General features: G+C 67.7%; 15 protein-coding genes. 9 read left to right on the top strand and 6 right to left on the bottom strand.

Annotation, left to right across the window (positions count from 1 at the left end; all coding sequences use genetic code 11):
- Nucleotides 1-13: 13 nt before the first annotated feature.
- Nucleotides 14-871 carry an NAD(P)-dependent oxidoreductase gene (locus tag VFA08_11070; protein ID HYZ14124.1) on the bottom strand — a complete coding sequence of 286 codons (858 nt, stop codon included), beginning with the start codon at nucleotides 869-871 and terminating at the stop codon, nucleotides 14-16.
- A 91-nt stretch (nucleotides 872-962) separates the two neighbouring features.
- Between VFA08_11070 and VFA08_11065 the strand changes: the two genes are divergently transcribed.
- Nucleotides 963-2,792: a glycoside hydrolase family 15 protein gene (locus tag VFA08_11065; GenBank protein ID HYZ14123.1), complete on the top strand. Its 1,830-nt coding sequence runs from the start codon at nucleotides 963-965 to the stop codon at nucleotides 2,790-2,792.
- Here VFA08_11065 and VFA08_11060 read toward each other — a convergent pair.
- The 4 genes from VFA08_11060 to VFA08_11045 all read right to left on the bottom strand — a co-directional run bounded on the left by VFA08_11060 (nucleotide 2,740) and on the right by VFA08_11045 (nucleotide 7,501).
- A complete protein-coding gene (locus VFA08_11060; GenBank protein HYZ14122.1) occupies nucleotides 2,740-3,213 on the bottom strand; it encodes a hypothetical protein in 474 nt (157 codons plus the stop codon). The genes VFA08_11065 and VFA08_11060 overlap by 53 nt on opposite strands.
- Nucleotides 3,214-3,215: 2 nt before the next feature.
- The gene (locus tag VFA08_11055) at nucleotides 3,216-4,214 is read right to left on the bottom strand and encodes an SDR family oxidoreductase (GenBank protein ID HYZ14121.1); all 999 of its coding nucleotides are present in this window, start codon (nucleotides 4,212-4,214) and stop codon (nucleotides 3,216-3,218) included.
- Nucleotides 4,215-4,306: 92 nt separating this feature from the next.
- Nucleotides 4,307-4,600: a hypothetical protein gene (locus VFA08_11050; GenBank protein ID HYZ14120.1), complete on the bottom strand. Its 294-nt coding sequence runs from the start codon at nucleotides 4,598-4,600 to the stop codon at nucleotides 4,307-4,309.
- Between the two features lie 99 nt (nucleotides 4,601-4,699).
- Entirely contained in the window at nucleotides 4,700-7,501 is a 2,802-nt protein-coding gene (locus tag VFA08_11045; protein HYZ14119.1) for an AAA family ATPase, read from the bottom strand.
- 336 nt (nucleotides 7,502-7,837) lie between these two features.
- Here VFA08_11045 and VFA08_11040 point away from each other — a divergent pair, with 336 nt between their 5' ends.
- From VFA08_11040 to VFA08_11005, 8 genes are read left to right on the top strand one after another with little or no spacing between them, the layout of a single operon-like run.
- On the top strand, nucleotides 7,838-8,161 hold the full coding sequence (locus VFA08_11040; protein HYZ14118.1) for a hypothetical protein: 324 nt from the start codon (nucleotides 7,838-7,840) through the stop codon (nucleotides 8,159-8,161).
- Nucleotides 8,158-9,906: an acetolactate synthase large subunit gene (locus tag VFA08_11035; protein HYZ14117.1), complete on the top strand. Its 1,749-nt coding sequence runs from the start codon at nucleotides 8,158-8,160 to the stop codon at nucleotides 9,904-9,906. Before VFA08_11040 ends, VFA08_11035 begins: the two co-directional genes overlap by 4 nt.
- Nucleotides 9,903-10,463, top strand: a complete 561-nt coding sequence (gene ilvN / locus VFA08_11030; GenBank protein HYZ14116.1) for an acetolactate synthase small subunit — start codon at nucleotides 9,903-9,905, stop codon at nucleotides 10,461-10,463. The genes VFA08_11035 and ilvN overlap by 4 nt, the downstream gene beginning before the upstream one ends.
- Nucleotides 10,464-10,479: 16 nt before the next feature.
- Nucleotides 10,480-11,493 carry a ketol-acid reductoisomerase gene (gene ilvC / locus VFA08_11025; protein HYZ14115.1) on the top strand — a complete coding sequence of 338 codons (1,014 nt, stop codon included), beginning with the start codon at nucleotides 10,480-10,482 and terminating at the stop codon, nucleotides 11,491-11,493.
- Nucleotides 11,490-13,034, top strand: coding sequence for a 2-isopropylmalate synthase (locus tag VFA08_11020; GenBank protein HYZ14114.1), 1,545 nt, complete (start codon nucleotides 11,490-11,492; stop codon nucleotides 13,032-13,034). The genes ilvC and VFA08_11020 overlap by 4 nt, the downstream gene beginning before the upstream one ends.
- Nucleotides 13,031-14,074, top strand: a complete 1,044-nt coding sequence (locus tag VFA08_11015; GenBank protein HYZ14113.1) for a 3-isopropylmalate dehydrogenase — start codon at nucleotides 13,031-13,033, stop codon at nucleotides 14,072-14,074. The genes VFA08_11020 and VFA08_11015 overlap by 4 nt, the downstream gene beginning before the upstream one ends.
- A complete protein-coding gene (gene cimA, locus VFA08_11010) occupies nucleotides 14,071-15,651 on the top strand; it encodes a citramalate synthase (protein ID HYZ14112.1) in 1,581 nt (526 codons plus the stop codon). Before VFA08_11015 ends, cimA begins: the two co-directional genes overlap by 4 nt.
- Before the next feature lie 30 nt (nucleotides 15,652-15,681).
- On the top strand, nucleotides 15,682-16,197 hold the full coding sequence (locus VFA08_11005) for a GNAT family N-acetyltransferase (GenBank protein HYZ14111.1): 516 nt from the start codon (nucleotides 15,682-15,684) through the stop codon (nucleotides 16,195-16,197).
- A 20-nt stretch (nucleotides 16,198-16,217) separates the two neighbouring features.
- On the opposite strand, the gene VFA08_11000 is transcribed toward VFA08_11005, so the two are convergent.
- A partial coding sequence (locus tag VFA08_11000; GenBank protein HYZ14110.1) for a hypothetical protein occupies nucleotides 16,218-16,586 on the bottom strand: 369 nt, incomplete at its 5' end.

Below are 16,586 nucleotides of genomic sequence, written 5' to 3'. Positions count from 1 at the left end.
GAGCGAGCGGGCTTCAGGCTCGCGCGATCGTGGCGACGACGGCGGAGTAGTCGAAGTCGCCGGCGCCCTCGGCGTCCGCAGTCTCGTACCAGTCGAGCGTTCCACTCGCGACCCTGAGCGTTCGTCCGGCGCGCTGTGCCGCTTCCGCGACGAGCCGCATGTCCTTCAGCGCCAGCGCCAGTTTGAAGTTCGCGGGATACGAACCGCTCTCGACGTTCGCCCGCTTGCCCTTCACCGTCGTCCCGATCGGCGTCTCCGACAGCACATCGAGCACCACGGAACGATCGAGTCCCAGCGCCTCACCCAGCGCGAGCGCCTCTCCGAACGCCGCCATCGTCGCGCCGATCGTCGAGTTCGCGACGAGCTTCATCGCCGCCCCGGCGCCGAGATCACCGACGCGATGGATCGTGCCGAGCGATTCCAGGATCGGCCTGACGCGCTCGAACGCCGTGTCCGACGCTCCGACCAAGATGATCAGCGCGCCGTCCGCCGCCTGCTGCACGCTGCCTCGAACCGGCGCGTCCACCATCTCGACGCCGTCCGGCAGGCGTTCGGCGATGGAACGAACCGCGTCGGGTCCGATCGTGGACATCTCGATCAATGTCTGACGTGGCTCGAGCGCCGCGGCAAGGCCATCGTGTCCGAACACGACGCGCTCCACCGCGTCGCGATCGGTGAGCATCGTGATCGCCACATCGGCCCCCGCGATCGAGTCTGAGGGCGCGCTCGCGATGCGCGCGCCGCGACGTCCGAGCGGTTCGGCCTTCTGGCGGGTGCGGTTCCACACCGTCACCTCGTGATCCGTTTCGAGCAGGCGGGCGGCCATCGGCCCGCCCATCTGCCCGAGACCCAGGAACGCGATCTTCGCCATTGTTCGCTCCTTCTCGTCGACAAGGTCAGTTTGTCGAAATGACCACCAGTGCGTGCACCGTCTCCCGCCCGGACTGGGTACGTGATAGCGAGTGGATCCGGCGCCTCTTCCCGCGATCGGCGAGTACGGACTGATCGGAGACACGCGGACGGCCGCGCTCGTCTCGTCGGCCGGTTCGATCGACTGGCTGTGCTTCCCGCGGTTCGATTCGCCTCCGGTGTTCGGCCGACTCGTCGCCGGACGCCTCGGAGGGAGCTTCGACATCGCGCCGTTCGACGTACGCGAAACCGAACGCCGGTACCTCGACGATTCCCCGGTCGTCCAGACGACGTGGCGGACGGACACCGCCGAGGTGGTGCTCGTCGATGGGATGGTGGCAGACACCTCCGGTGCCCTGTTGCCACAAGCGCTGCTCGTTCGAGAGCTGGTGTGCCGCGGTGGACCCGCTCGCATCGGTGTGCGCTTCGACCCGCGGTACGGGTGGGACGGTCAACGACCGAGAACCCGCCGCGTCGCGGGGCGGCTCATGTGCGTGTGGGGTCCCATCGTCGCCACACTCTCGACGGCCCCGGATCTCCAGCTGGAGCCGGGGATCGAACGCACCGTCGAACTGCGGGACGGCGATCGGCTCGCGTTCGCCATGGGATTGGACGACCACGGTCCGGCCGTTCTCGTCGATGCGGACCGATCCCGGGGCCGCCTGCACGACACGGAGACGTGGTGGCGTGAGTACGCCTCGCGGATGAGGCCGCCGCTCGAGGACTTTTCCCCGACGATCCGCCGGAGCCTCGTTACGCTGCGACTTCTGACGTACGCGCCGTCGGGTGCGCCGGTGGCGGCGCCGACCACGTCGCTCCCCGAGGTGCCCGGCGGCGGCGCGAATTGGGACTACCGCCACGCGTGGATCCGCGACGCGGCGATGGGCGCGTCGGCCTTCCTGTCGTGCGGTTCGGTCCCCGAGCCCCGTTCGTTCCTGTGGTGGATGCTGCATGCGAGCCGGCGGACGCGGCCGGACTCGCGCGTCCTGTACGACCTGGCCGGCGGAGGAAACGTGCGCGAGCGCGCTCTGTCCGGCCTTCCCGGTTATCGCGGCGCCGTCCCCGTCCGCGTCGGCAACGACGCCGCCGGCCAGTTCCAGCTCGACGCGTACGGCTGGATGCTCGAGGCCGGATGGGACTACTTGCGACAGACGAACGACCTGTACACGGAGACGTGGCGAGAGCTCCGGGGTCACGCGGACGTTCTCTCGGAACGGTGGCGGGCTCCCGATCACGGTATCTGGGAGCTACGCGAGGAGCCCCGACACTACGTCCACTCCAAGGCGATGGCGTGGCTCGGACTCGATCGCGCCTCTCGGATCGCAGAGCGCCTCGGCGCGCCCGAACGCAAGCGTGCGCGCTGGAGGGCAGCGTCGGATGGCATCGCGGACGAGATCGTTCGCCGCGGCTTCGACGAACGGATCGGCTCGTACGTGCAAGCGTTCGATTCGACGGAGGTCGACGCGTCGGTCCTCGCGCTGGCGACGATAGGACTGGAACGAGCGGACTCGGATCGGATACGACGAACGATCGATACGGTCCGCCGAGAGCTCGGCGCGGGCGGCTCGCTCCTGTATCGGAAGCGTCCGGACGGAGAAGGCGCGTTCCTGCCGTGCTCGTTCTGGCTGAGCCGCGCACTCGCGGCGACGGGCCGTCTCGACGAGGCGGGTGAGGTGTTCGAGCAGGCGTGTGCGCTCGCCAACGATCTCGGGCTGTTCGCGGAGGAGATCGAGCCGGCGACGCGGGAGCATCTCGGCAACTTCCCGCAGGCATTCACGCATTCGGCGCTCGTACTCGCGGCGGCCGAGCTCGCAGCCGCGGAGCAACAGCTCAGGGATCCAGGAACGTTCCCAGGATCGCTCCGAACACGACGTGCGCGATAAGGGTGACCGTGGGCGTCTCGCGACCATAGTTGAGCAGCAGCAGTCCCGGCGGCTCGAGAACCGCGTCGAGCGAGGGCCCGGCGCGATCCGATGCGATCCTCGGATGGATCCCCGCCGTCACCGGCACGATCACGATCAACGCCGCGACGCCGTGCCACAGTCCGAACAAGGATCCGAGCCACCAGCTCGAATAGTCCAGCGCCGCGAACGCGCCGGCGTACCCGAGCGCGAAGATCTGCCCGTTGACCAGGTGCAACAGGAACCCGATGAACCGCGCTCGGTCGGGGCGATCGGTCAACAACGTCCCCAACATCAGCGGCAGATCCATCCGGGTGAACCCGGCGAGCTGTGCCGCGACCATGATCGCCGTCAGCGTGACCGTCGCCGCCAAGCCGAAGACCGCCCAGCCGCCCCAGTCCATCGTCAGTCCCTGAACGCGCGGAGGCCGAGTGCGGCGGCGACCACGAGCGCAGCCCCGGTGAGAGCCCGCTTGTGCTTCGACGTCCACAGCTGAGGGCTCTTCCCGATCGCTCGATCGCCGAAGACACCGTGCGAGCCGTGATCACCGTGGACCGGCTCGTACAGGTTGAACGGACGATCGTGGTCGAGCGGCTCGTCGGTTTGCTGCGATCGGACTCCCGAGCGAGCGAGATAGCGATCGAGGAGACCGGGAGCGAGCCGGTTGGCGATCATCGTGGCGGCGGTCGATGTTCCGACCCACATCTCCCGCCGGGGATGCTCGAGGATCCAGGCGATCGCGTCGGCCACGATCTCGGGTTGGTAGATGGGCGGGATCGGCTGCGCCTCGTTGGGCAGGAACGACTTCACCCAGCGGAACTGAGGCGTGTTGAGCGCAGGCGCGTGCACTTCACAGACTCGGATTTTGCTCCGTTCGTCGAGCAGCTCGGTCCGAATGGAATCGGTGAATCCCTGGATCGCATGCTTCGCGCCGCAGTAGGCCGACTGCAGCGGGATGCCGCGATAGGCGAGTGCCGAACCGACCTGGACGATCACGCCCCGGTTGCGAGGACGCATCCGATCGAGCGCCGCCCGTGTGCCGTGGACGTATCCCAAGTACGTCACCTCGGTCACACGCCGGAAGTCCTCGAGCGGCGTATCGACGAAGCGCCCGAATACCGCCGTCATCGCACAGTTGACCCACGCGTCGATCGGACCGAGCTCGCCCTCGACGGCATCGGCGGCCGACGCGACGGCTCCGGAATCAGAGACGTCGAGCGGAATGGCGAGCGTGCGAACGCCCGCACGTTCGACTTCGTCCAGGGCGGCCTTCAGCCCGTCCTCGCCTCGAGCGAGCAGGCCGAGCGCCCAGCCACGTTCGGCGAGCGCGCGTGCGGTGGCCCTCCCCACCCCGGCGGACGCGCCCGTCACGACTGCAATGCGCGCCGAGACGGTGCCGTCCATGCACGCGATATACCCTCCGGAGCGGTCAATTTCACAACGGCTGTGCGTGCCGATCGGAGCACGGATCGGCTGGTCCGCCTGAGCGCGAGCGTTCAGTCTCCCTTGACTTGGCCGCCGCCGTGGGTTCCGGGCCGGATCTGATAGACCAGCTCTGCAGACCCGGGCCCGAACCTCGCCTGGCCCCGATGCTTGCCCGGCCGGATGAACACGGGCAGCGACTCCACCGATGCCTGACGGATCGACGTCCCCGTTTGGGGCGCGGTGGCTCGACCCGCTGCGAACCCCGCGGCCCCGAGTGTCGCAACGAGAAGGCTGGCGATCGCAAGGCCCCGCCACCGTGGAACGCCGGACACGACTGCCTGGAGTGTTCCTCCGCTCGCGGCCATATCGTGTTCCTCCTTCCGTCGTTCGTCCGAGACGACGCACGGTAGGCGCGTCGACCGACCGCGGAATCGGGGAACACCCTTTCTGTTCGGGAGGCAGCCTTAGCCTGGGCGGCCACGCCCGATGATGAATTCGCGGCTGAGCTCGGTTCGCGAACGGACACCGAGCTTGTGAAATACCCGCGACAGGTTCGCCTCTACGGTCTTCACGGAGAGGAACATCGCGTCCGCAACCTCACGATTCGTCTTGCCCTCGGCGACGAGCTCGGCGATCCGGCGCTCGGTCGGCGTGAGCTCGCCCGCCGCGGTCCTCCCACCGACCCGCCCGAGCGCGGATCGTGCCTTCGCCGACCACAAACGCGCTCCTATGCGGTCGAAGATCCTTTCAGCCCGTTCCAGTGAGTCACGCGCTCCTCGCTTCTTCCTCGCTCGTCGCTCGATCTCCCCCTTCACCAGCAACGTTCGGCCCAGCTCCAGCGGCTGCGGCACGCGCTCATGCTCGTGCATCGCCTCCTCTATGGCCGGCAGCGCCCGCGCGGCGTCTACCGTTGCAGCGAGGATCAGGCCGCGGCATCGCGCTGCTGTGGCGAGGGCCCACGGCCTTCCGGAAGCATGGCCCTTCGCCTCGTGGAACTCGAGGAGCTCTGCGGCCTTGTCGACGTCTCCGACGGCGACGCAAGTCTCGATGGCATCGGGGACGCAGGGAATGGTCCCGGGCTCCGCCGAATCCATCGTCCGAACGAAGGCCACGGCCTGGTCGAGGTGCTCCTTGGCAACACCGAAGTTGGACAGCGAGAGCTCGAGGAAGCCGAGCACAGCACGGTGGCAGGCGGCGTCGAACTGATCGTCGTTGCGCAAGCAGAGACGGAGCCCTTCGTTGGCGTCCGAGCGTGCCTGGTCCACCAAGCCGACGTGCGCAGCGACAAGGGCCTTCGGGAACAGGATGTGGCCCGTACCGGTATGACGACCGGATTCGACGTCGATCTCGAATGCCTCCCGAGCATGGTGAACGGCCTTGTCGAGATTGCCCGATCGACACTCCACCTCAGCCAGGTAGGCCAGGATCTCGTCTCTGAACAGGTATCGCCCTCGATCCTCGTACGTCTTCAGCTCGGCCTGGAGTGTCTCTCTCGCGGCCTCGAGCTCGCCTCCCCACATCAACTGGAGGCCGTGATTCGTCTGGGGCGTGGTGTACGTCAGATCCTCGATGCCGCCCGCACGTGACGCAGCGTCTTGCAGCCGCTCCCCCTCCGTCATCATCGTCTGGGCGGGACGACCGAGCAGGAACTCGACCATGCCGAACGTCGACACCGACGCGGCCAGCACGGACCCGTCGCGTCCCTTCCGCGCTCGAGCCAGCGACTCCGACGCATGCCGAGAGGCGGTGGCGAGATCACCGCGGTAGATGCCGACCCAGGCGAGATGCTCGCGGATCGCCGACAACAGGTCGGCGTCTCGGTCAGTCTCTTGAAGCGCCCGCTGACACAGATCCTCGACGCGGTTCATGTCCATCCAGCTGATCGCCGCGAGACGGAACAGGATCCGCGCACGCTCGACGCCGGGTGGGGACGAGTGGATGGCGTCTTCGAGAAGAGCCCACGCTCTCCCCGCGTCGCCCGCGTCATAGTGATGCCCCGCGGCGTCCACCATTCGGTCGATCGCAGCGCGGCCGTCCGACGGCCATGTCATCTGCCACGCGAGCTCCGACAGCTCGGCCGCGGAGGCCGGCGCACCTCGAGAGCGCGCTCCGCGAGCTGCGTCGTCGAGCGCATGCGCGACTGCCTCATCGTGGACGGGGGACGCCAACGCCAAGTGGCGGGCCCGTTCCTCCATGTCGTCGACCTCGTCGGCCACACGCCGATGCACGTCTCGACGTTCTGCCGCGGGCGCGGACGTATAGATCGCCGAAGCGAAGAGCGGGTGTGTGAAGGAAATCCGCGCTTCGGACATGGTGATGACGCCCGCCTCCTCGGCCCGTGTCAGGGCCGTGGCCGCCCGATCCCCGAGGCCAGTCGATCGCACCAGTCCTTCGGTCGGACGCGCGGTCGATGCGACCACCAGCAGGGCGCGCCGCGCGGTTCTCGGGAGGGCGTCGACCCGTTGGCGAAGCAGGGTCACGACGTCCTCGGGTATCGGCAGGACCTCGCCGGCCCGAGGAACACCCCGTCGCGCCAGCTCCTTCGCGATCTCGAGGGCGAAGAACGGATTCCCGCCAGACGCATCGTGGATCCGTCGCACGACGGGATACGTCAACTCGTCGCCCATCGACGCTCGGATGAGGCTGTGCAGCGTCTCAGGTGACAGCGGACCGACGTGAACCGACTCGACCGTAGCGCTCGTCGCCATCGCGCGTTCGATGATCGGATCACGGCGCTGTATTCCGAGCCGGACCGTTGCCAGCAAGCCGACCGATTCCTCGGCGATACGTCGCGCGACGAACGAAAGCACGCGCGCGGAAGAGGTGTCGACCCATTGCACGTCGTCGATGGCGAGCAGGACGGGTTCGTCGGCCGACAGGATCCTGAACATCGCCAAAGCGGCCACGGCCACGGCACGTTGGTCCGGCGGTGGCCCCGACGCGTCGACGCGAAGGAGCGCCACCTCGAGGGCGGTTCGCTGAGGTGGCGGGAGAGGCTCGAATGAAGCGGGTCCGACCGATCCCAAGAGGTCGTTCAGAGTCGAATACGACAGCCTCGTCTCGGATTCGCCGGCCCGGCTCGTCAGGACACGCACTCCGTGGGTGGCCGCCGCGTCAACGCCGGCCTGCCAGAGGGTCGTCTTTCCGATGCCGGCCTGCCCGGCGAGGATGAATGCGGCCGGACGGTGCCGGATCCGTTCGATGAAGTTGCGGATTGCCTCGAGCTCAGGTTCGCGTCCGACGATTGAGCGCGTCTGCATCGCCATGGGCTGCACCTTTGGGAGTGGATTCATCGTAGGTGGCGATCGAGTCGTCTGTGAACGAGAGTCACGAACCGGCGTTGCGCCGTCCCCACTTTGGCCGTGGACCATTCAGGGGTTGACACGTCCAAGTGCGCCCGTACACTGAGCGAACCATGACCCGTTTCAGCACGTCGGAGACGCCGAAGACGCAGATCCTCGTACTTATCGTGTAGGCGCGGCCGGGCCGAAGAGGCCCGGGACCCCGCGCCAGATGCCCCTCGCGACGCGAGGGGTTTTTTCTACCCCCGAACGAGCCGAAGAAGACACCGAGGCGACGACCGAGACGAGAGGAGCGGGACGATGCGGTACGAGTTCGAGCGCGGTGGACGGACGGTCGCGAGCGCCGTCTGGGAGGGCCCGGCGCAGGTCACGATCGAGGTGGCGGATCCGGCAGACCGGCCGACGTTCGACCGCTACTTCGGCGAAGAGGTCGTCTACCTGGACGCCGGGGTCGACTTCGGCGGCGGGCTGGACGAAACGGGACTGACGACCCGGCGGCGCGACTGGACACCGTGGGAGTTCGAGCGCCACGTACGCAACCTGGCGCAGAAGATCGGCGCGTCGGTTCGTCGCGTCGAGACCGGCCCTGTCGAGGAACGAACGGCCGGGGCGGCCACGCGATGAAGGTCACGGGCGCACAGGCGCTGTTCAAGGCGCTCGAGGGCGAGCGCGTCGACATCGTCTTCGGCATCCCCGGCGGAGCGATCTTGCCCGCGTACGACCCGCTGATCGACTCCAAGGTGCGCCACGTCCTGTGCCGACACGAGCAGGGGGCCGGGCACGCCGCCGAGGGGTACGCGTGGGCGTCGGGCCGCGTCGGCGTGGCGATGGCGACATCCGGTCCCGGAGGCTGCAACCTCGTCACGGCGCTCGCCGACGCCAAGATGGACTCGGTCCCCATCGTCGCGATCACCGGGCAGGTGCCGTCGCCCGTCGTCGGCAACGACGCCTTTCAGGAGGCCGACATCTGCGGCATCACCATGCCCATCACCAAGCACAACTACTTGGTGACCGACGCGAACCTCATCGCCGAGACGCTGCGCGAGGCGTTCCACATCGCGTCGACCGGCCGTCCGGGCCCCGTCCTCGTCGACATCCCTAAGGACGTCCTGCTCCAGGAGATCACCTGGCGCTGGCCCGAGGAGATCGACCTTCCCGGATACAAGCCGACGACGAAGGGCAACCTCCGGCAGGTGAGGTCGGCCGCGAAGATGATCATGGAGTCCAAGCGGCCGGTGTTGTATGTCGGCGGCGGCGTGATCAAGGCGAACGCGAGCAAGGAACTGTTCCGCCTGGCCGGCGATGGGCGCCTCCCGGTCACCACGACCCTGATGGCAAGGGGCGCGTTCCCCGACGCGCACGAGCTCGCCCTCGGCATGCCCGGGATGCACGGGGGCTATCCGGCCGTGACCGCGATGCAGAAGGCCGACCTTCTCGTTGCGCTGGGTACGCGGTTCGACGATCGCGTTACCGGACAGCTCGCAGCGTTCGCGCCGGACGCGAAGATCATCCACGTCGACATCGACCCGGCGGAGATCGGCAAGAACCGCAACGCCGACGTGCCGATCGTGGGCGACGCGAAGGACGTCATCGCCAAGCTCCATGCCGAGCTCACGCGGCAACAGGAGGAGGCCGGCGGCGTTCCCGACCGTTCCGAGTGGCTGTCGACACTGGAGTCGTGGAAGCAGACCTACCCGTACCGCTACGACCAGCCGGCTGACGGACCACTCAAGCCGCAGTTCGCTATCGAGCGGCTGTACGAAGCGACCAAGGGCGACGCGATCGTCGTGGCCGGGGTGGGTCAGCACCAGATGTGGACGTCGCAGTTCTGGAGGTTCAGCGAGCCGCGAACGTGGGTGAACTCGGGTGGCCTGGGGACGATGGGTTTCGCCGTTCCCGCGGCGCTGGGGGCGGCGGCGGCCCGTCCGGACAAGCGCGTCGTGGCCATCGATGGCGACGGGTGCTTCCAGATGACGGCTCAGGAACTCGCCACCAGCCGAACGGAGGACATCCCGTTCATCACCGCCATCATCAACAACGCGCACCTCGGGATGGTCCGGCAGTGGCAGGAGCTGTTCTACGAGGAGCGCTACTCGCAGGTGTACCTGTCCTACGACGTCCCGGACTACGTGAAGCTGGCCGAGGCGTACGGGGCGATCGGACTCCGGGCAGAGCACCCCGACGAGGTCGACGCCGTGATCGAGAAAGCGCTGTCCATCACGGATCGAAGCGTGGTGATCGACTTCCGCGTCGACCAGCGCGAGATGTGCTTCCCGATGGTCCCCGCCGGCTCGTCGAACGACGACATCATCGTCGGTCCCGAGGGTCTGCGGCCGACGAATGAGCCCGCGGAGGCACCGGTCGCATGAACGGGCAATTGCACACGATCTCGGTGTTGGTCGAGGACAAGCCCGGCGTGCTGACGCGGGTCGCCGGGCTGTTCGCCGCGCGAGGGTTCAACATCGACTCGCTCGCCGTCGGTCCGACGAGCGACGACGGCCTATCACGGATGACCGTCGTCGTTCACGTCGACCGAAAGCCGCTCGAACAGATCACCAAGCAGCTCAACAAGCTCATCAACGTGATCAAGATCCTGGAGCACGACCCGGGTGACGCGGTCGAGCGCGAGCTCATGCTGGTGAAGGTCCGCGCCGCGGGGGAGGACCGGCCGCGCGTGATGGAGATCTCGACAGTGTTCCGGGCGAACGTCGTCGACGTCACGCGCTCGACCATCACGCTCGAGGCGACCGGCAAGCCCGAGAAGCTCGAGGCACTGCTCGAGCTGCTCCGCGACTTCGGCGTGATCGAGCTCTCGCGCACCGGGCGCATCGCGCTCGCCCGTGGCGACAAGGGGATCCGCGAGCGGGGCGCTCGCTCGAAGGTCGCGGCCGTGGGCGCCGAAGAGTGGACCGGGGGCGGAGTGTAGGAGGGGGAGGAGAACGGTGGCGACGATCTATTACGACAAGGACGCGGACGCCTCGGCGCTGTCCGGGCAGAAGATCGCGGTGCTCGGTTTCGGCAGCCAGGGACACGCGCACGCGCTGAACCTCAAGGACTCGGGTTTCGACGTCGTCGTCGGCCTGCGCGACGGTTCCTCGAGCGCCGCCAAGGCGCGAGAGGGCGGTCTCACCGTGAAGCCGATCGGCGAAGCCGTTGCCGAGGCAGACGTCGTGATGGTGCTCCTCCCGGACACCTCGCAGGCAAGGGTCTACGGGGAGGAGATCGCGCCGAATCTCGAGCCCGGGAACATGCTGATGTTCGCCCACGGCTTCAACATCCATTTCCGGACGATCGAGCCGCCCGGCGACGTCGACGTGACGATGATCGCGCCGAAGGGTCCCGGACACCTGGTCCGCCGCACGTACGAGCAGGGGATCGGAACGCCTGCGCTCGTCGCCGTTGATCGCGATGCAACGGGCAAGGCGCTCCAGCGAGCGCTCGCGTACGCCGGTGCGATCGGCTGCGCGCGCGCCGGCGTGATCGAGACGTCGTTCGAGGAGGAGACCGAGACCGACCTGTTCGGGGAGCAGTCGATCCTGTGCGGCGGGACGAGCGCGCTCGTGCGGTCCGCGTTCGACACGCTCGTCGAGGCCGGCTACCAGCCCGAGATCGCGTACTTCGAGTGTCTGCACGAGCTGAAGCTGATCGTCGACCTGATGTACGAGGGCGGACTGTCGTGGATGCGCTACTCCGTGAGCGACACCGCCGAGTACGGCGACTACACGCGTGGACCGCGCGTGGTGAACGACGCCACCCGCGAGGAGATGCGTCGGATCCTGGACGAGATCAGGGGCGGTGCCTTCGCCAAGGAGTGGATCGGGGAGGCCGAGGCCGGCTTCCCCAACTTCCTCCGGATGCGGCAGGAGGCGCGGAGCTCGCGGCTCGAAGAGGTGGGTCGTGGGCTCCGCCGAATGATGCCCTGGCTGGAATCCGAGCGGAAGGTGCCACCGACGTGAGCGACCCAGACGTAGTACGGATCTTCGATACAACGCTCCGCGACGGGGAGCAGGCGCCCGGGATCGCCCTCACCAAGGCCGAGAAGGTCGAGATCGCGGAGCAGCTGGCCCGTCTCGACGTCGACATCATCGAGGCGGGCTTTCCCGTCTCCGGTGAGGGCGAGTTCCAGGCGGTACGGGAGATCGCCTCGAGCGTTCGCGGACCGGTCATCGCCGCGCTCGCCCGGGTCGTCCCCGGCGACATCGAGCGTGCCGCCGAGGCGTTGAAGGGCGCCGAGCGCTGGCGGATCCACACGTTCATCTCGACGAGCCAGATCCACCTGCAGGACATGCTGCGGATGAGCTACGACCAGGTGCTCGAGGGCATCCGCGACGGGGTCAAGCTGGCGGTGGGGTTCACCGAGGACGTCGAGTTCAGCGCGCAGGATGCGACGCGGACCGAGCTGGACTTCCTGCTCGAGTGCTTCCGCGTCGCCGTCGAGGCCGGCGCGACGACGATCAACGTGCCGGACACCGTCGGCTACGCGATGCCGCACGAGTTCGGAGAGCTCGTCCGGACCGTCCGCGAATCCGTGCCCGACCAGGTCGTTATCTCGACGCACTGCCACAACGATCTCGGTTTGGCCGTCGCCAACTCGCTCGCCGGCATCGTGAACGGTGCGCGGCAGGTCGAGGTGGCCGTGAACGGGATCGGCGAGCGCGCCGGCAACTGCTCGCTCGAGGAGATCGCCATGATCGTCCGGACGCGGAGCGAGGCGCTCGGCGTTCGACATCACCTGAACCTCAAGGAGATCAGCCGGACATCGCGGCTCGTGTCGATGACGACCGGCTACTCCGTGCAGCCGAACAAGGCCGTGGTCGGCTCGAGCGCGTTCGCTCACGAGAGCGGGATCCATCAGCACGGTGTGCTTTCCAACCGCGCGACGTACGAGATCATGGACCCGCTCGAGATCGGGCTCGAGGGCAACCGTCTCGTCCTCGGCAAGCACTCCGGACGACATGCGTTCGCCGACGCGCTGGCGAAGATCGGGATCGAGCTCGAGGCCGAGCATCTGAACCGTGCGTTCGCACGCTTCAAGGAGCTCGCCGACAGGAAGATCCAACTCACCGACCAGGACCTCGCGGCGATCGTCTCCGAGGAGCTCGGCTCGACCGACGCGGACGTCTTCGTGCTCGAGTCGCTCCAGGTCGGCGGTGGGACGCACCTGTCGCCGACCGCGTCCGTGCGGCTCCGTCGAGGCGAGGAGGTGATCGAGGACTCCGCGATGGGCGACGGCATGATCGACGCCGCGTGCGGCGCGATCCAGCGAGCCGCCGGCGTCGAGGCCCGACTCGTCACGTTCAACGTTTCCTCGGTGACTGGTGGGACCGACGCGCTCGGTGACGTCGTCGTGCAGCTCGAGGTGGACGGGCGGCGGGTGACCGGTCGCGGCGTGTCCGTGGACGTGGTCGAGGCGAGCGCGCGCGCGTACCTCGCGGCGATCAACCGGGCCCTCCAGATCGCCAACGGCAACGGCCGCGGCAAGGACGTCAAGCCGTGAAGTCCGTCAAGCTTGGCGTGATCGCCGGGGACGGCACCGGGCCGGAGGTCGTCGGCGAGGCGCTCAAGGTGCTCGACGCGACGGGCGTCGCGGTCCAGCGCGTTGACTTCAACCTCGGCGCCGAGCGCTACCTGTCGACCGGCGACACGCTCCCCGACGACGAGCTCGCGCGCCTGAAGTCGATGGACGCCCTTCTTCTGGGCGCCGTCGGCGATCCACGCGTCCCACCCGGCGTGCTCGAACGCGACCTGCTGCTGCGGATCCGTTTCGAGCTCGACCAGTACGTCAACCTCCGTCCCGTCGTTCGCTACCCGGGCGTCCGCACGCTGATCCCGAGCCACACCGAGGCCGACGTCAACTTCGTCGTTGTCCGCGAGAACTCCGAGGGCCTCTACACGGGGGCCGGAGGATTCCATCGCAAGGGAACGGTGCACGAGGTCGCGGTGCAGGAGTCGATCAACACACGTCACGGCGTCGAGCGGATCGTGCGGTACGCGTTCGAGCTGGCATCGACACGCAGAAGGAAGCTCACGCTCGTCCACAAGAAGAACGTCCTCACGTACGCCGGCGATCTTTACCAGCGGGTCGTGAACGAGGTCGGCGCGGCGGATTACCCGGACGTCGAACGGGACTACGTCCACGTCGACGCCGCGTGCATCTACTTCCTGGATCAGCCCTCGCGGTTCGACGTGATCGTCACGGACAACATGTTCGGCGACATCGTCACGGACTTCGGCGCGATGATCCAGGGCGGTATGGGTGTCGCTGCTGGCGGCAACATCAACCCCGACGGCGTGTCGATGTTCGAGCCGATCGGCGGCACCGCGCCCGATCACACGGGCAAGGGGACGATCAACCCGCTCGCCGCGATCGGCGCGATGCACATGCTGCTGAATGAGCTCGGCGAGACCGACGCGGCGATCCGCGTGGACGCAGGGATCCGGTTCGCTTCCTCCAAGCTCCACTCGATGCGTGCGGGCGAGATGGGCTTCACGACGAGGGAGGTCGGCGATCTCGTCGTGGAAGGGATGCCGTCGTGAGCCTCCGTGTCGAGCTGTACGACACGACCCTCCGCGATGGAGCGCAGGGGACGGGCTTCTCGTACACGGTCGATGACCGGCTGCGCATCCTGCACAAGCTCGATCAGCTGGGCGTCCCCTACATCGAGGGCGGCTGGCCCGGGGCGAACCCGCGCGACACCGAGTTCTTCCGGCTCGCCACCAAGCAGGACCTCCAGAACGCCACGCTCACGGCGTTCGGCATGACGCGCAAGGCGGGCGAGGCGGCGGAGCAGTCGGCGATCCTTCGCGACGTCCTCGATGCCGGAACCGAGGTCGTCTGCATCGTGGGGAAGTCCTGGGACCTCCACGTGACCGAGGCGCTTCGGACCGACCTCGAGGAAGCGGTGGCGATGGTCCGCGATTCGGTCGCGTTCCTCCGGGCGGAGGGGCGCCGGGTGTTCTTCGACGCTGAGCACTTCTTCGACGGTTACCGTTCCAACCCCGGGTTCGCGGTCGCTGTGCTCGAAGCGGCGCGGGACGCGGGCGCCGAACGCCTCGTGCTCTGCGATACGAACGGCGGCATGCTGCCCTTCGACGTCGCGTCGATCGTCGATGACGTCGCTCCGCAGATCTCGACGCCGCTTGGGATCCACGTCCACAACGACACAGGGTGCGCTGTGGCCAACTCGCTCATGGCCGTCGAGCACGGGGTGCATCAGGTACAGGGTGTCGTGAACGGTTATGGCGAGCGGACCGGCAACGCCGACCTGATTCCGATCGCGGCGAACCTCGTGCTGAAGATGGGTGCCGAGTGCCTGCCCGATGGAGCCGTCGAACGCCTCACCGACGTCTCGCACTACGTCGCCGAAGTGGCGAACGTCGCGCCTGACTCGCGACAGCCGTACGCCGGTCGCTACGCGTTCACTCATAAGGCTGGCCTGCACGCGAGCGGAGTCGCGCGGCTATCCGGCGCGTACGAGCACATCTCGCCCGAGGCTGTCGGCAACCACCGCGGCGTTGTGGCGAGCGATCTCGGCGGTGCCGCGACGCTCCGGATGAAGGCCGCCGAATTCGGACTGAACCTCGACGATCCATCCATCCCGAAGCTGCTCGACGAGCTCAAGGATCGTGAGGCGCACGGCTACACGTTCGAGGTCGCGGACGCGTCGCTCGAGCTACTGATGCGGCGCGCCGACGGTTGGAGCCAGCCGTTCTTCCGAGTCGAGAGCTACCGGGTGCACGTCGAGGAACGCGTGGGCGACGGTGAGCCGCCGCTCGCAGAGGCGACCGTGAAGGTTCGCACGAACGGGACCCGTCACATCGAGAGTGCTGAAGGACAGGGACCGGTCGGTGCACTCGACAACGCGCTCCGCAAGGCGCTTTCGAACGACTACCCCGAGCTCGAGCACATCGTGCTGGAGGATTTCCGCGTTCGCGTCCTGGACGAGACCCACGGAACGGGAGCGGTCGTTCGCGTGCTGATCGATACGTCGAACGGACAGCGCGAATGGACCACCGTCGGCGTCTCCGAGAACATCATCGAGGCGTCCTGGGAGGCGCTCGTCGACGGCTATCTGTACGGGCTCCTCCACCCGCGAGAGGACGACACCTCGTAGACCGGGCCGGCACGCGGGTAGCCTGTCGCGATGCCGGTGAGGATCCGTGAGGCCACGCCGCAAGACGCCGAGGCGATCGCCGGTATCCACGTTCGCGCGTGGCAGACCGCGTACCGCGGCCAGCTCTCGGACGAGTACCTCGACGGGCTCCGCGTTGACGAGCGGCTCGACATGCATCGCGCGGCGCTCGAGGCGCCACCGGCCGAGTACCGCATGTGGGTTGCCGAGGAATCGGGACGTCCCGTCGGCTTCGCCGTCACCGGAAAGAGTCAGGACGCCGATGCCGAGGATCGCACCGCCGAGCTGTACGCGATCTACCTCGAACCCGACCGTTTGGGGACCGGCGTGGGACGAGAGCTGTTCCAGTACGCCGTCGACGACCTCCGCGAACGGGGGTTCCGATCTGCGACCTTGTGGGTGCTGGAGACGAACGAACGCGCTCGGCGCTTCTACGAGATTGCCGGCTGGAAGACCGACGGAACAGTGACGAGCGAACGCGTGGATTGCGAGATGCGTTCGACGGTTCGTTACCGCAGCTTGCTCTGACGTTCTGGAGTGATCACGGCCTAGCGGGTGAGACCGTTGGCGTGCCCAGCCCGACTGCCATCGTTGCCCTGGCCGTGGTCGCCTACAGCAACCTCGTCGCACTCGTGATGGCCCTTGCCGCGGCACATCTCGTGCCCCTTACCGTTGCCGTTGTCATGAACGTGGCCGGCGTTGTCCCCGTCGCCATCGCCATTTTGGTTGTCATCCCCGCCGCCGCCGTTCCCGACGTTGTCGTTGTCCCCGCCGCCGTTACCGCCCTTGTCGTTGTCCCCGCCGCCGTTTCCGACGTTGTCGTTGTCCCCGCCGTTGTCGTTGTCACCGCCGTTGCCGCCGTTACCGCCACCGCCGCCGTTACTGCCACCGTCGTTGTCGCCGCCGCCGTTACCGCC

This window comes from Actinomycetota bacterium, assembly GCA_035640355.1.
In the GTDB taxonomy this organism is placed as follows: Bacteria; Actinomycetota; UBA4738; order UBA4738; family HRBIN12; genus CALGFI01.
The sequence above is the reverse complement of the archived record's forward strand: the minus strand, read 5'-3'. Positions and strand labels throughout refer to the sequence as shown.

Coding starts and splice junctions, on each gene's coding strand:
- VFA08_11070 (HYZ14124.1), bottom strand. CDS start 871: ATGGCGAAGATCGCGTTCCTGGGTCTCGGGCAGATGGGCGGGCCGATG.
- VFA08_11060 (HYZ14122.1), bottom strand. CDS start 3,213: ATGGACTGGGGCGGCTGGGCGGTCTTCGGCTTGGCGGCGACGGTCACG.
- VFA08_11055 (HYZ14121.1), bottom strand. CDS start 4,214: ATGGACGGCACCGTCTCGGCGCGCATTGCAGTCGTGACGGGCGCGTCC.
- VFA08_11050 (HYZ14120.1), bottom strand. CDS start 4,600: ATGGCCGCGAGCGGAGGAACACTCCAGGCAGTCGTGTCCGGCGTTCCA.
- VFA08_11045 (HYZ14119.1), bottom strand. CDS start 7,501: ATGGCGATGCAGACGCGCTCAATCGTCGGACGCGAACCTGAGCTCGAG.
- VFA08_11040 (HYZ14118.1), top strand. CDS start 7,838: ATGCGGTACGAGTTCGAGCGCGGTGGACGGACGGTCGCGAGCGCCGTC.
- VFA08_11035 (HYZ14117.1), top strand. CDS start 8,158: ATGAAGGTCACGGGCGCACAGGCGCTGTTCAAGGCGCTCGAGGGCGAG.
- ilvN (HYZ14116.1), top strand. CDS start 9,903: ATGAACGGGCAATTGCACACGATCTCGGTGTTGGTCGAGGACAAGCCC.
- VFA08_11005 (HYZ14111.1), top strand. CDS start 15,682: ATGCCGGTGAGGATCCGTGAGGCCACGCCGCAAGACGCCGAGGCGATC.